Genomic DNA, 13,831 nt, shown 5'->3' on the forward strand with positions numbered 1-13,831 from the left:
GTCGTCACCAGTCCTGCCAGTCCGGCTTGTGGGTCATGGTGAAGCGGTAGTAGTCGAGCAGCTTGAGGTCGGCCGCGGCGGCCGGGTCGACGACGAACGTCACGTGCTGGTGCAACTGCAGCACCGAGGCCGGGCAGAAGGCGCTGACCGGGCCCTCCACGGCGGCGGCGACGGCGGCTGCCTTCGCCGAGCCGCGTGCGACGAGGACGACGTGGCGCGCCTCGAGGATCGTGCCCAGGCCCTGCGTCAGCACGTGGATCGGCACGTCCTCCACCGAGTCGAAGAAGCGGGCGTTGTCCTCGCGGGTCTGCGGCGTGAGGGTCTTGGTGCGGGTGCGCGACGCGAGCGAGGAGCCGGGCTCGTTGAACCCGATGTGCCCGTCGGTGCCGATGCCGAGCAGCTGGACGTCGATGCCTCCGGCATCCCGGATCGCGGCCTCGTAGCGTGCCGCCTCGGCGGGCACGTCCGTCGCCTCGCCGTCGGGGCCGTCCACCTCGATCCCGGCGGCGTCGGTGAACTCCCGCCGGATGACCGAGTGGTAGCTCTCCGGATGCGTGCGCGGCAGGCCGAGGTACTCGTCGAGGGTGAACGCCCGGACGCCGTCGAACGAGAGCCGACCGGCGTCGCGGCGCTTCAGCAGCGCCTCGTACACGGGCAGGGGGGACGAGCCGGTGGCCAGGCCCAGCACGGCACCGGGCCGGACGTGTCCGGCGATCGCGTCCGCGGCGACCTCGCCGGGGCTCGTGGTGACGACGACCTCCATCAGACCTTCACTCCTTCGCAGACGAGCAGGGCGGCGCCACGCGTGCCGACGGCGACGTCCTCGGGCAGCCAGCGCACGCGGTCGGCGACCGGGACGGCCCGACCGACGAGGGTGCGATCGTCGTGGGCGAGCCGTGCGGTGACGGCCTCACGCAGCGCGGGGGTGCGGGCGACGACGCCACCCGTGACGAGCATGAGCGCGACGTCGGGCGCGTAGGCGAGCATCGTGATCGCGTGGGCGATCCCGGCCGTCAGGTCATCTGCCAGGCCGGCGGCGTGCCGGTCCCCGCCCGAGGCGGCCTCGAACAGCTCGGTCGCGGTGCCGGACCAGCCGCGACGCAGCCCGCTGCCCGAGGCGTACAGCTCGAGGCAGCCGAACTGGCCGCACGGGCACTGCGGCCCGCCGCGGTCGAAGATCAGGTGGCCGATCTCGCCGGCCAGCCCGGTCGCGCCCTCACGCAGCCGGCCGTCGAGCACCATGCCGGCGGCCAGGCCCGTGCCGATGTTCACGAGGGCGTAGTCGTGGACGCCGGGGTCGCGCTCGGCGAGCCACGCCCGGGCGCCGAGGGCGGCGGCCTTGACGTCGTTCTGCACACGCACGGGGCCGGCGGTGAGCGCCGTGAGGGTCGGCAGCAGGTCGACGGGCTCGGCTCCGAGCCCGAGGTTCACGGCGTGGGACGTGGCGCCGCGCATCACGAAGCCGGGGATGCCGACGCCGATCCCCACGACCTCGGCGTCCGGGCCCACGGCGGCGGTCAGCTCCTTGACGACGACGGCGATGCCGTCGCGGATGCCGTCCTCGCCGTGCTCGGTGGGCCGTTGCAGCTCGGCCAGGGCGGGACCGTCGGGGTCGGCGGGCGACACGGCGATGGCCTTGACGCTCGTGCCCCCGATGTCCAGACCGACGATGAGGGGAGTGCTCATGCCTCACCTCGCAGGGCGTGGCCGAGGGCGTCGATCAGGACCGCGGACGAGCCCATCGTGCTGATCACGTCGGTGCGGTCGGCGTAGCGCGGATCGGGCCAGCCCAGGTCGACGAGCCGGGCCCGCGGGTTGGCGTCGAGCTGTGCCTCGATCCACGCCCAGACGTCGGGGTGCGCCGTCGCGCGCCGTGCCACGACGAGCACATCGCCGCCGAAGGGTCCGGTCGCGGGCAGGTCGCGGGCGGTGAGGTCGACGACCTCGCCGTCGAGATCGAGTCGGCCCCAGTCGGTCGTGCCGACGGCGGGGTTCGTCCCCGTGTCGATGCGGACGACCGTCGCGAGGCCCTCGACGTGGGTCACGCCGGCGCGCGCGACGACGTCGGCGGCGACGCGGCGCGATGCGGCCCGACCGGCCTCGACGGCGTCGTCCGCCGCGGTGCCGTCCCACGCCGACCACCGGCCGCGCAGCAGACGGACCCGACGGGCCGCGTCGGCGAGTCGCTCGGCCGTGAGCGCCCCCTCGGCGACGGCGGCCTCGACCGCGTCGACCGCGAGGCGCAGCGTGGCCGGCTCGTCGGACGCCTCGGGGCCGAGGCAGAGCAGGTCGGCCCCGGCGGCGAGCGCGGCGACGGCGGCGCCGCCGATGCCCAGCTCGGCACTGGCGCCGGCCATGTCGAGCGCATCGCTGACGATCACGCCCTCGTAGCCCAGGCGATCGCGCAGCAGTCCGGTGAGGACGTCGGGGCTAACGGTCGCCGGGCGCTCCGGGTCGATCGCCTCGAGCACGACGTGCGACGTCATGATCGTCGCGGCCCCGGCCTCGATGGCCGCGCGGAAGGGCACCAGCTCGCGCTCCTCCAGGACGTCGAGCGGCGCGGTGACGCGCGGCAGCTCGAGGTGGGAGTCGGCGCTCGTGTCGCCGTGGCCCGGGAAGTGCTTGACCGAGGCGGCGACGCCCTGTGCCGCGAGGCCCTCCACGAAGGCGACGACGTGCCGGGCGGTCAGGTCGGGATCGGCGCCGAAACTGCGGGTGCCGATGACGGGGTTGAGGGGATTGCTGTTGACGTCCGCGCACGGGCCGAGGTCGAGCCACACACCGGCGGCGCGCAGCTCCGCCCCGATGCCGGCGGCGACGGTTCGGGTCGCCTCGACGTCGTCGACCAGGCCCAGCGCGGCGTTGCCCGGGTGGGGGCTGCCGCCGGCCATGTGCAGGCGCGTGACGTCGCCGCCCTCCTCGTCGAGCGCGAGGATGCGGGTCGGGTCGACCGCGGAGACCGCGCGTGACAGGGCGGTGATGTCGCCGTCGGGTCCGACGTTGTCGCCGTACAGGCAGATCCCCGCGAGCCCTTCGTCGTAGGCACCGGCGAGCCAGCCGGGCAGGCTCGGTCCGTGGAAGGCGGCCAGCATCACGCCGAAGGCGTCGGAGCGCACGCTCATCCCTTCACCGCCCCCGAGACGAGACCGCTCGTCATGCGGCCCTGGACGATCATGAAGAAGACGATCACCGGGACGGCGACCATCGTCGCGCCGGCCATCACGCCGGGCCAGTCGATCGCCTCGTTCGAGACGTCGGACAGGCCGCGCAGCCACAGCGGCAGGGTGCGGTTCGACGGGTCCATGACGACGACGGCGAGGGTGAACTCGTTCCACGCCTGCAGGAACCCGTAGACACTCGCGGCGACGAGGCCGGGCGCGAGCAGCGGGAACGTGATCGTGAAGAAGGCGCGCGTGCGGCTGCAGCCGTCGACCATCGCCGCCTCCTCGAGCTCGATCGGCACGCCGTCGGCGAAGCCGCGGAGCATCCAGATCGTGAACGGCAGGATCATCGCGATGTAGAGCAGGCCCAGACCCGGCACCGTGTTGTACAGGCCCGCGTCGCCCAGCATCTTGTACTGGCTGATGAACAGCGCCTCCGGCGGGATCATCTGGATCGCGAGCACGACCAGGATGAACTGCATGCGGCCGCGGAAGCGGAATCGGGAGATCGCCACGGCGCCGAGGAAGGCGCACAGTCCCGCGAACACGACGGCGATCAGCGTGACCGTGATGCTGAGTTTGAAGGACGACACGAACGCGTCGTCGAAGACCCGGCCGAAGCCCGAGCCGGTGAGGTCGCGCGGGAACCACGCGGGCTCGGGGGAGCGCAGTCGCTCCGCGGGCTGGAACGCGCTGTTGACGATCCAGTAGACGGGGAAGATCCACGCCACGGCGACGAGCACCGCGACGACGCCCCACACGCGGCGCGACCACGCGCGGCGCTTCAGGGTGCTGCTCATGTTCGGGCCTCCTTGAGCAGGGCGCGCACGTAGCCGGCGGTCAGGGCGAGCGTGAGCACGAGGACGAACATCGCGAGCGCGGACGCCATGCCGTAGTCGCTCTGGCCGATGCCGAGCGTGTAGATGTAGGTGCCGAGCAGGTGCGTCTCGCTCGGGGTGCCGCCGACGCCCTGCAGGTAGTAGATCTGGGCGAAGACCCGCAGGTCCCACACGACCTGCAGCAGCAGCGTGATGGTCAGGACGGGGCGGATCGTCGGGTAGACGATGTGCCGGAACCGCTGCCACGCGTTGGCGCCGTCGAGCTCGCCGGCCTCGAGGGCGTCCTCGGACACCTGGGTCAGCGCGGCGTAGACGGTGAACATCACGAACGGCACGCTCATCCACACGACGATCACGGTGGCGACGAAGTAGAAGGACCACGGGTTGGTGAGCCAGTTGTGGTCCTCGAAGGACTCGAAGCCCAGGTGGGTGAGCGTCCAGTTGATGACGCCGTAGCGGGTGTCGAACAGCCACTGCCACGAGGTCATCGCGGCGATGACGGGCATGGCCCACGCCAGCAGCATCGCGATCTGCAGGATGAGTCGCGGTGCGCGCGAGACGTGCTGCAGGAGCGTGGCCAGCGCGATGCCGATCGCCATCGTGGCGGCGACGTTGACGGCGCAGAAGGCCAGCGACCGGCCCACGACCGCCCACATCTGCGGATCGGTGAACAGCGCGGTGTAGTTGTCCAGCCCCACGAAGGGCGCCGGCTGACCGAACTGCTGGGCCCGGCCGTACTCCTGGAACGACATGACGACCTGGCGGACGAGCGGGTAGCCCATCGCGATGATCAGGATCGCCATCGCCGGCAGCAGCAGGGCGTAGGGCCCGTACCTGCGTGCGGCGGTCGGCGTGCTCATGGTGCTCCTTGTCGGCGGGGTGGCGGTTCAGGGGTGTGGCTGGTCAGAGGTGTGGGGCCCGGCCTGGTGACCGGGCCCCACCGGCTCCCTCAGTATCGAGGAGTCACTTCTTGTTGAGCGTCTCCTCGAGCTTGGCGTCGGTGTCCTTCGCGACGGTGGCGACGTCCTCGCCGTTCGCGATGGCACCGAAGAACTCCTCCATCAGGCTGGACGACTCGACGGCGACCCAGTTGGGCGACGTCGGGGTCAGCTTGGAGTTGCCGGCAGCGGCGATCGCGGCCTGGGCGAACTCGTCGTCACCCATGAGCGACGTGAACTCGTCGTTGGCCGGGCCGAGGCCGTTCTTGGCCAGCAGCTGCTGGTAGTCGTCGCTGTAGATCAGCTTGAGCACGTCGAAGGCCAGGTCCTGGTTCTTGGACTTGGCGGACACGGCGATGTTCGAGCCACCGGCGAAGACCGGAGCGGCGTCACCGTCGACACCGGGCAGTGCGAAGCCGCCCAGGTCGTCGGCCTTGTCCTCGGCGACGGACCAGCGCGCCCAGCTCGGCGCCATGAACATGGCGGCCTCACCGTTGTTGAACGCGGTCCACGGCTCCTCGTCCTTGCCGTCCTTCGGCGCGGTCGTGGCCTTCTCGGCCAGCTGCTGCCACTGCTCGAGACCCTTGACGGACTCGGGGCTGGACAGCTTGCCGACCCAGCTGTCGCCGTCCTGCACGGCGATGTCGCCGCCGTTGGCGAAGATCCAGCTGATGCCGTTGCGCCAGTCCTGGCCGGGCAGCCAGAAGCCGCTGTACTTGTCGCCGCCCGCGGTCTTGAGCTGGGTCGCGGCGGACTCGAAGTCGGTCAGCGTCGCCGGCACCTCGAGGCCGGCGTCCTTGAACGCCTTCTTGCTGTAGAAGACGTAGCGCGAGCCCCAGTAGTACGGCACGGCGTAGAGCTTGCCGTCCCACGTGCCGGCCTCGACGAAGGACTCCGGGCCCATCTTGCCGAGCTCGTCGGCCTTGTCGGTCAGGTCGGTGAAGGCGCCGATGCTGGTGTACGACGCGGCCTGCGTGTTGCCGACCTCGACGACGTCGGGGGACTTGTCGCTCGGCAGCGCCGTGTTGAGTCGGGTCGTCAGCTCGCCCCAGTCGATCCGCTCGATCTTGAGGTTCTTGCCGTCGTGCTGCGCGGCGAACTCCTTGGTCAGCCAGTCGGCGGCCTCCTTCGGGGTGTCCTCCTTGCCGGCGAGCCACAGGGTGATGGTGTCGGACCCGGAGTCGGACGACGTGTCGTCGTCCCCGCCGCCGCACGCTGCGAGTGCGGTGAGGGCGATTCCGGCCACGGCCGCGCTCGCCACGAACTTACGGAGCTTCATGATGTGCCTCTCATGATGTGGTGGTGGTGGAGTGTTCGGCGCGGCGCACCTCACACGACTCCCAGCTCGCGGTGGCGCACGAGCGCCGCCGCCCCGGTCAGGACGAGCTCGTCGTGCGCGACCAGGCGGATCCTGATGCGTTGCGCGACGAAGGGGAGGCTCTGGCGCGCGACGGCCGCGCGTGCTGCGTCCAGCACGGGTCCGTCGAGCAGGTCGGTGGGGCCGTGCAGGACGACGTCGGCGATGCCGAGGGTCGTCACGATCGGCGTCAGCACCGAACCGAGGAGATCGCCGACGTGGCTGCGCGCCTCGTCGGAGTCGGCAGCCCGCAGGGCCGGGGCCCGGAGCAGGGTCTCGAGGCAGCCGCGGTTGCCGCACGCGCACGCGATGCCGTCGGGGACGACGACGATGTGGCCGAGCTCGCCGGCCGACTGCAGCGGGCCGGCGACGGGCTGGCCGTCGACGAGGATGCCGCCGCCGACGCCTTGGCCGATCGTGACCATGAGCAGGCCCGCGGGGTCGCCGTCGCCGAAGGCGCCCTCGGCGACCGCCGCGATGTTGGCGTCGTTGGCGACCGCGACGGGCAGGCCGTGGCGTTCGTTCAGCGTCGCCGCGAGCGGGACGTCGTCCCATGCGAGGTTCGGGGCCTGCAGGACGACGCCGTCGTCGTCGACGATGCCCGGGGTGCCGACGCCGATGCCGAGCACGGGACGTGGAGCGCGCTCGATCAACCGGGCGACGAGTGAGGAGATCTCGTCGACGGCGTCGGTACCCCGGGAGAACGGGGACTGCTCGCGCACGAGGACCTGCCCGTGCAGGTCGACCAGGGCGCCGTCGAAGTGCGAGTCGTCGGACAGGTCGATCGCGACGATGACGGGAGCCTGCTCGGACACCGCGACGAGGGTCGCGGGCTTGCCCAGGTGCGTGCCCGGCCGCTGGCCGATGTCGGCGAGCAGGGACTCGTCGATCATCTCGGCGACGAGGTCGGAGACGGTGACGCGGGTCAGGCCGGTCTCGCGGGCGAGGTCGGCGCGCGTCGTGGGACCGTGGTCGACCAGGTGCTGCATCACCAGGGTGCGGTGATGGCGGCGCGTGTCGGCCGGGCGCACCTTGCCGACGGCGCGGCCGCGCTGGTTGCCGCGGCGCTGCGGGCCGGTTGTGGTCGTGGTCACGTAGTTAATAAACCAAACTAACTAAAGACGTGCAAGCGGTTTCGGGTAACGATTCGATTTCGGGATCACCGCCACGGTGGTCGAGTGCCGCGAGGAACGAGCGGTGTATCGAGACCACGCGTGCTGGATGGGTTCCCTCAGGTGACCGGGTTTCGAGGCTTCGGGCGCGGGGCGCCCTCGCACCTCAACCTCCTCGGGCGACTCCGGCGCGGAGCGCCCTCGTGCCCTCGGAGTATCGTGGGCGGGCGAACTCGGGCGCGCGTTGTCACGACGACGTGCAGGGCCCGCCGACACCCAGCCGGAACAGGAAATTCCCCATGGCTTCAGTCCTCGACACCGTCACCAGCCTGTGCAAGCGCCGCGGCTTCGTCTACCAGTGCGGAGAGATCTACGGCGGCACCCGCTCCGCGTGGGACTACGGGCCCCTCGGCGTCGAGCTCAAGGACAACGTCAAGCGCCAGTGGTGGAAGTCGATGGTCCAGGGCCGTGACGACGTCGTCGGTCTGGACTCCTCGGTGATCCTGCCGACGCCCGTGTGGGAGGCCTCCGGCCACCTCGCGGCGTTCGTCGACCCGCTCGTGGAGTGCCTCAACTGTCACAAGCGCTACCGCCAGGACCACCTGCAGGAGGCGTACGCCGAGAAGCACGGCCTCGACGACCCCGACGCGGTCGAGATGAGCGTGCTCGTGTGCGCGAACTGCGGCACCCGCGGCGAGTGGACCGAGCCGCGCAACTTCAACGGCCTGCTCAAGACCTTCCTCGGACCGGTCGAGGACTCCGAGGGCCTGCACTACCTGCGCCCCGAGACCGCGCAGGGCATCTTCGTCAACTTCGGCCAGGTCGTGAACTCCTCGCGCAAGAAGCCCCCGTTCGGCATCGGCCAGATCGGCAAGAGCTTCCGCAACGAGATCACGCCGGGCAACTTCATCTTCCGCACGCGCGAGTTCGAGCAGATGGAGATGGAGTTCTTCGTCAAGCCTGGCGAGGACGAGCAGTGGCACCAGTACTGGATCGACACGCGCCTGCAGTGGTACATCGACCTGGGCGTCAACCCGGACAACCTGCGGCTCTACGAGCACCCGGCCGAGAAGCTCTCGCACTACTCCAAGCGCACCGTCGACATCGAGTACCGCTTCGGCTTCGCCGGTTCGCAGTTCGGCGAGCTCGAGGGCGTCGCGAACCGCACCGACTTCGACCTGTCGACGCACGCGAAGCACTCCGGCTCCAACCTGGACTACTTCGACCAGGCCTCCGGCGAGCGGTACACGCCGTACGTCATCGAGCCGGCAGCCGGCGTGAACCGCTCGCTCATGGCCTTCCTGGTCGACGCGTACACCGAGGACGAGGCGCCGAACTCCAAGGGCGGGGTCGACAAGCGCACCGTGCTGCGGCTCGACCCGCGCCTCGCGCCGGTCAAGGCCGCCGTGCTGCCGCTCTCGCGCAACGAGGACCTGTCGCCCAAGGCACGCGACCTGGCCGCCGAGTTGCGCCAGAACTGGAACGTCGACTTCGACGACTCGCAGGCGATCGGCAAGCGCTACCGCCGCCAGGACGAGATCGGCACGCCGTTCTGCATCACGGTCGACTTCGACACGCTCGAGGACCACGCCGTCACGATCCGCGAGCGCGACTCGATGACGCAGGAGCGGGTCGCCCTGGACCAGGTCTCGGCGTACCTCGCCACGCGCCTCGTCGGTTGCTGACGATGCGCAGGCTCACGATCGCGACCGCCGTCGCGGCGGTCCTCGTGCTCGCCGGCTGCTCCGGCGGCGACGACGACCCCGCGACGCAGGAGCCGACCTTCGCGGCCCCGGCGGGGATCGAGCTGTCCGACCCCGGCGCGTCGGTGAAGGTCGGTGAGACGCTCACCGTCGCCTACCCCGACACGAGCGAGGCCGGCACCGCCCTGGCGCTGGGGGTCAAAAGCGTGGAGAAGGCGCGACCCCGCGACCTCGCGCTCTTCTCGACGCCGGACGGCATGCAGGCCTACTACGTTCGTGTCATGGTCGGCAACCGCGGACCCAACGCCGCGGCGTTCGCCGAGGGCGTGCCGTGGTGGCTGCACATCTCCGGCGACGTCCTCGTGCCAGCCAGCGCCGCTCCGGCCGGCCTCACGACGTGCCGCGCGCCGAAGGTGGCCGCATCGATGGCGGCCGGTGCCTCGGCCGAGGGCTGCCTGCTGTTCTTCGCGCCGAGGGGAGCGACCGTCTCGTCGGTGGACTTCCAGCCCGGCGACGTCACGACGGCGGTGCGATGGACACCCTGACGGCCGGGCTGAGCCTCGGGAACGTCCACGTCGACGTCCCCGTCGTCCTCGCGCCGATGGCGGGGGTCACGAACGTCGCGTTCCGTCGGCTGTGCGCCGAGCAGGGCGCGGGACTCTACGTGTGCGAGATGATCACGAGCCGCGGTCTCGTCGAGGGCGACAAGACGAGCCTGTCGATGCTGACCTTCGCCGAGGGTGAGGGCGTGCGGTCGGTCCAGCTGTACGGGATCGACCCCCAGATCGTCGGTCGCGCCGTCGCGATCCTGTGCGGGGACCACGGCGTCGACCACGTCGACCTGAACTTCGGCTGCCCGGTCCCCAAGATCACCCGCAAGGGTGGCGGCTCGGCCCTGCCGTGGAAGGCCGGGCTCCTCGCGGACATCCTCACCGAGGCTGTCAACGCGGCGGCGCCGTACGGCGTGCCGGTCACGATGAAGACCCGCAAGGGCATCGACGACGACCACCTGACGTATCTCGACGCGGGCCGGATCGCGCAGGAGACCGGCTGCGCGGCGATCGCGCTGCACGGCCGGACGGCGGCACAGCACTACAGCGGCCGTGCGGACTGGGACGCGATCGGCGAGCTGAAGGCCGCCGTCGGCATCCCCGTGCTGGGCAACGGGGACGTCTGGGAGGCCTCCGACGCGCTCCGCATGGTCGAGGAGACCGGGTGCGACGGGGTGGTCGTCGGTCGCGGCTGCCTCGGCCGTCCGTGGCTGTTCCGCGACCTCGCCGCGGCCTTCTCCGGCGAGCAGGTCGCCACGCTGCCGCGCCTCGGTGAGGTCGCCTCCGTCATGCGCCGCCACGCCGAGCTGCTCGGCGACTGGCTCGGCGAGGAGCGCGGCTGCGTCGAGTTCCGCAAGCACGTCGCGTGGTACCTCAAGGGCTTCCGCGCCGGATCGAGCGTGCGCGACCGGCTCGGCCACATCTCGTCCTACCGGGCACTCGACGAGCTGCTCGCCGAGCTCGACCCGGACGAGCCGTTCCCCGTCTCCGAGCTCGGCGTGCCGCGCGGCCGTCAGGGCTCGCCGAGGAAGGTCGTGCTGCCGGACGGCTGGCTGTCGACCCGCGAGATGTCGGGCGCGATGGACGGCGCCGCCGAGGACGCGGTCAGCGGCGGCTGATCCCGCACGACGTGGCGCGCGTGACGCGCCAGCTCGACCTCCTGGAACGCGAGGTCACGGGCCGCGCCCTGTTCGAGGTGCAGGATCGCCGCGCGCACGGGGCCGTCGGGGGAGTGCACCTGCACCGAGGCCAGGTGCAGCCGGCGCTCGACCGGACCCTGGCTGAACTCGACCGACTGCACCTTGTGCAGTGGCAGGATCGCCCGGCGTCGCGTGAGCCAGCCGCTCGCCGACGTCACGGTGGACGTCGTCGACGTGAACCAGCGGTAGCGCCAGCCGATCGGTGCGAACACCATCGAGCGCGCCGGGGGATTCACCCGCTCGCCCGTGCCGCGCTCGGGATCGGGGATCAGCTCGTCGACGAGGCGCCGCGCGAGGCCCTTGACCGCGATCGGCAGCAGGGTCGTCGTCGAGACGCCTCCGGACTCGCCGGACGAGTGGCCGTAGCCGGCGATGTCGACGTCGAGGCGAGCCCAGTCGAAGGCCCGCCACACGAGCGGCTCGACGATGCCGATCGCCTGCACGCGGTCGTACGGGATGGTCTGTGAGCTGCGGCTGAGCAGGCCGCGGTCGATGCGCAGGCCGCGGTCGCCGCGAGACACCGTGAAGTTCCACTGGGCGATCACGCGGTCGCCGACCATCTGCATGAGTGCGAACGCGGTGGGCAGCAGGATTGCGAACACCACGCCGATCGAGGCCCAGCTGACCTCGACGAGCAGCGCCGCGGCGATCGCGGCGATCGCGCCGAGGAGCGTCGCGACGAAGTCGAGCGACAGCAGCGTGCCGATGATGATCTGGTCGGCCGGGACGACGTGCAGGACCTCGCGCGGCGGCTCGTCGTACTCCGCGCCCGGCTGTACGTCCGCGGGAGCGCCGTGCGCGCGGGCCAGCAGCAGGCCGCGCATGCGTCGCGACTCGCTGAGCGTGAGGAAGCGCAGCCGGGTCTTGGACTCCGCGCCGCCGGCCATCTCGAGGGTCAGCTCGGAGAGACCGACGAGTCGCGCCAGCAGCGGCTCGTTGATGTCGACCGACTGCAGCCGGGCGAACGGGATGCGCCGCGACGACCGGAAGATGACTCCCCGCTCGATCCGGATCTCGGCGTCGTCGATGACGTAGCGGGTGAACAGCCACGTCACCCAGCCGGCGAGCAGCCCGACGAGGAAGCCTGCCGGGATGATCAGCAGCTGGCGCCAGTCGGGGTTGTCGATGAACTGCCAGCCGAGGCCCGCGGCGACGGCCGTGCCCCACAGCAGGCCCTGGAGCACGGCCGTGAGCGGATGCGTCCGCAGACCCGAGGCGGCGGTGCGCAGTCCCGGTCCGAACTGCGGTCCCGGATCAGACGCCGGATCCATGACCCTCCCCGAGCTCGGTCAGCCGGTCGCGCAGGCGTCGCGCCTCCTCGAGCGGGACGCCCGGGATCTCGGCGGCGGTGCGGGTCGAGGCGGTGTGCAGGGTGACGGTGCCGAAGCCGAAGTGGCGCGCGATCGGCCCGGACTCGACGTCGACGTACTGCATGCGGCCGTAGGGCACGACGACGAGCCGGCGGAACATGATCCCGCCACGGACGAGGAAGTCGTCCTCGGCCTCGTCGTAGCCCCAGCTGCGCTGGTTCCGCGGTGCCCACCACCACACCCAGATGATGAGGACCACACCGCACACGGCCGGGATCCACAGCGTCCAGGCCCACGAGCCGACGGAGCCGGAGAACGCGAACCACAGCGGGAACGAGATCACGATCAGCAGCACGCCGCCGGCGGTGCCCAGCAGGCCACGGGCCGTCGCGAGGCTCCGCGACACCGGGGTCCAGTCGCCTTCCGGTGTGGTGAAGAGGTCCACGCGCATGCCACAACCCTAGGCATCGACCCTCGACCGACGGTGTACGGTCCGGTCTCGTGGGCCTCCTGATCAGCGCTGCCGCCGTCGTCGACGTCGACGTGGACCTCGAGCCGGGGTGGGTCGAGGTCGAGGACGGAGCGATCATCGCGTCCGGGACGGGTGCCCCGCCGCGGGTCGCGGACGAGCACCACGACGGGATCCTCTCGCCCGGCCTGATCGACGCCCAGATCAACGGCGCGTACGGCGCGGACTTCGCCGCGGCGGACGACGCGGACTGGGAGCGTATCGTCGACGGCCTCGCCGCGACGGGCGTCACCGCGATCGCGCCGACGTTCATCACGGCGCCGGTCGACGACCTCGTCGGTCAGTTGCGCGCTTTCACCCGGCAGCGGGCCCGGCTCGACGGCCGGCCCGGCGCCACCCGCCTGCTGCCGGCACACGTCGAGGGCCCGTTCATCTCGGCCGCCTGCAAGGGAGCCCACCGCGAGCACTGTCTCGTCGACCCGACTCCCGAGCGGGTCGACGCGTTGATCGAGGCCGGGGGAGCGGACCTCGGCTACGTGACGCTGGCTCCCGAGCGAGAGGGCGGCATCGCGGCCGTCGAGCGCCTCGTCGCGGCGGGAGTGCGTGTGAGCATCGGCCACAGCGACGCCGACGACGCGACCGTCACGCGCGCGGTCGACGCGGGCGCAACGCTCGTGACCCACCTGTACAACGCCCAGCGCCCGCTGCGGCACCGCGACGGGGGAGTCGTGGGCGTGGCGCTCACCGACGACCGGCTCACCCCCGGCCTGATCGCCGACCTGCACCATGTCGACCCGATAGCGCTGCGCGTCGCGTTCGCGTGCGCCGCCGGCCGGATCATGCTCGTCACCGACGACCTGTCCACGTTCGGGATGGCGCCGGGCCGCTACGAGCTGGGCGGGGACCCCGTCGTGATCGCCGAGGACCAGCCGGCCCGCCGCGACGACGGCACGATCGCCGGTGCCGCCGTCCGGCTCGACACGTGCATCGCCAACGTGGTCCGTGTCGCCGGGGTGGATCCGGCCACCGCGATCCGGGCCGCGAGCACCGTCCCGGCGATCGCCCTGGGAGCCCCCGAGTTGGGCACGCTCGCGGCGGGGACGCCGGCCGATCTGGTGGTGCTCGACGCCGCCTCGTTGCAGGTCACGGCGACGTGGCTGGCCGGGGCACGGGTCGGTTGACCCTGCGCCCC

At 71.6% G+C, this 13,831-nt stretch carries 13 protein-coding genes; 4 read left to right on the forward strand and 9 right to left on the reverse strand.

Annotated elements, in window-relative coordinates; genetic code table 11:
- Positions 1–4: 4 nt before the first annotated feature.
- From nagB to ACT26F_RS05050, 7 genes are all read right to left on the reverse strand, one after another.
- Positions 5–763, reverse strand: a complete 759-nt coding sequence (nagB, locus tag ACT26F_RS05020) for a glucosamine-6-phosphate deaminase (RefSeq protein ID WP_471669397.1) — start codon at positions 761–763, stop codon at positions 5–7.
- A complete protein-coding gene (locus ACT26F_RS05025) occupies positions 763–1,686 on the reverse strand; it encodes an ROK family protein (protein ID WP_471669398.1) in 924 nt (307 codons plus the stop codon). Before ACT26F_RS05025 ends, nagB begins: the two co-directional genes overlap by 1 nt.
- Positions 1,683–3,122, reverse strand: coding sequence for a glycoside hydrolase family 3 N-terminal domain-containing protein (locus ACT26F_RS05030; protein ID WP_471669399.1), 1,440 nt, complete (start codon positions 3,120–3,122; stop codon positions 1,683–1,685). Before ACT26F_RS05030 ends, ACT26F_RS05025 begins: the two co-directional genes overlap by 4 nt.
- Complete coding sequence (locus tag ACT26F_RS05035; RefSeq protein WP_471669400.1) at positions 3,119–3,961, reverse strand: carbohydrate ABC transporter permease; 843 nt, start codon at positions 3,959–3,961, stop codon at positions 3,119–3,121. Before ACT26F_RS05035 ends, ACT26F_RS05030 begins: the two co-directional genes overlap by 4 nt.
- Positions 3,958–4,860, reverse strand: coding sequence for a carbohydrate ABC transporter permease (locus ACT26F_RS05040; RefSeq protein ID WP_471669401.1), 903 nt, complete (start codon positions 4,858–4,860; stop codon positions 3,958–3,960). The genes ACT26F_RS05035 and ACT26F_RS05040 overlap by 4 nt, the downstream gene beginning before the upstream one ends.
- Before the next feature lie 103 nt (positions 4,861–4,963).
- Positions 4,964–6,217: an extracellular solute-binding protein gene (locus ACT26F_RS05045; protein ID WP_471669402.1), complete on the reverse strand. Its 1,254-nt coding sequence runs from the start codon at positions 6,215–6,217 to the stop codon at positions 4,964–4,966.
- Between the two features lie 50 nt (positions 6,218–6,267).
- Positions 6,268–7,389, reverse strand: coding sequence for an ROK family transcriptional regulator (locus tag ACT26F_RS05050; protein ID WP_471669403.1), 1,122 nt, complete (start codon positions 7,387–7,389; stop codon positions 6,268–6,270).
- A gap of 317 nt (positions 7,390–7,706) precedes the next feature.
- Between ACT26F_RS05050 and ACT26F_RS05055 the strand changes: the two genes are divergently transcribed.
- From ACT26F_RS05055 to dusB, 3 genes are read left to right on the forward strand one after another with little or no spacing between them, the layout of a single operon-like run.
- Positions 7,707–9,092: a glycine--tRNA ligase gene (locus ACT26F_RS05055; protein WP_471669404.1), complete on the forward strand. Its 1,386-nt coding sequence runs from the start codon at positions 7,707–7,709 to the stop codon at positions 9,090–9,092.
- A gap of 2 nt (positions 9,093–9,094) precedes the next feature.
- Positions 9,095–9,655, forward strand: a complete 561-nt coding sequence (locus ACT26F_RS05060) for a hypothetical protein (protein WP_471669405.1) — start codon at positions 9,095–9,097, stop codon at positions 9,653–9,655.
- The gene (dusB, locus tag ACT26F_RS05065; protein WP_471669406.1) at positions 9,643–10,779 is read left to right on the forward strand and encodes a tRNA dihydrouridine synthase DusB; all 1,137 of its coding nucleotides are present in this window, start codon (positions 9,643–9,645) and stop codon (positions 10,777–10,779) included. The genes ACT26F_RS05060 and dusB overlap by 13 nt, the downstream gene beginning before the upstream one ends.
- On the opposite strand, the gene ACT26F_RS05070 is transcribed toward dusB, so the two are convergent.
- A complete protein-coding gene (locus ACT26F_RS05070; RefSeq protein WP_471669407.1) occupies positions 10,674–12,131 on the reverse strand; it encodes a PH domain-containing protein in 1,458 nt (485 codons plus the stop codon). The two genes, dusB and ACT26F_RS05070, sit on opposite strands and share 106 nt — an antisense overlap.
- Positions 12,115–12,621, reverse strand: coding sequence for a PH domain-containing protein (locus ACT26F_RS05075; RefSeq protein WP_471669408.1), 507 nt, complete (start codon positions 12,619–12,621; stop codon positions 12,115–12,117). The genes ACT26F_RS05070 and ACT26F_RS05075 overlap by 17 nt, the downstream gene beginning before the upstream one ends.
- A 50-nt stretch (positions 12,622–12,671) precedes the next feature.
- Here ACT26F_RS05075 and ACT26F_RS05080 point away from each other — a divergent pair, with 50 nt between their 5' ends.
- Positions 12,672–13,820, forward strand: a complete 1,149-nt coding sequence (locus ACT26F_RS05080; RefSeq protein WP_471669409.1) for an N-acetylglucosamine-6-phosphate deacetylase — start codon at positions 12,672–12,674, stop codon at positions 13,818–13,820.
- Positions 13,821–13,831 lie beyond the last annotated feature (11 nt).

Source organism: Aeromicrobium sp. SP1, assembly GCF_055663785.1.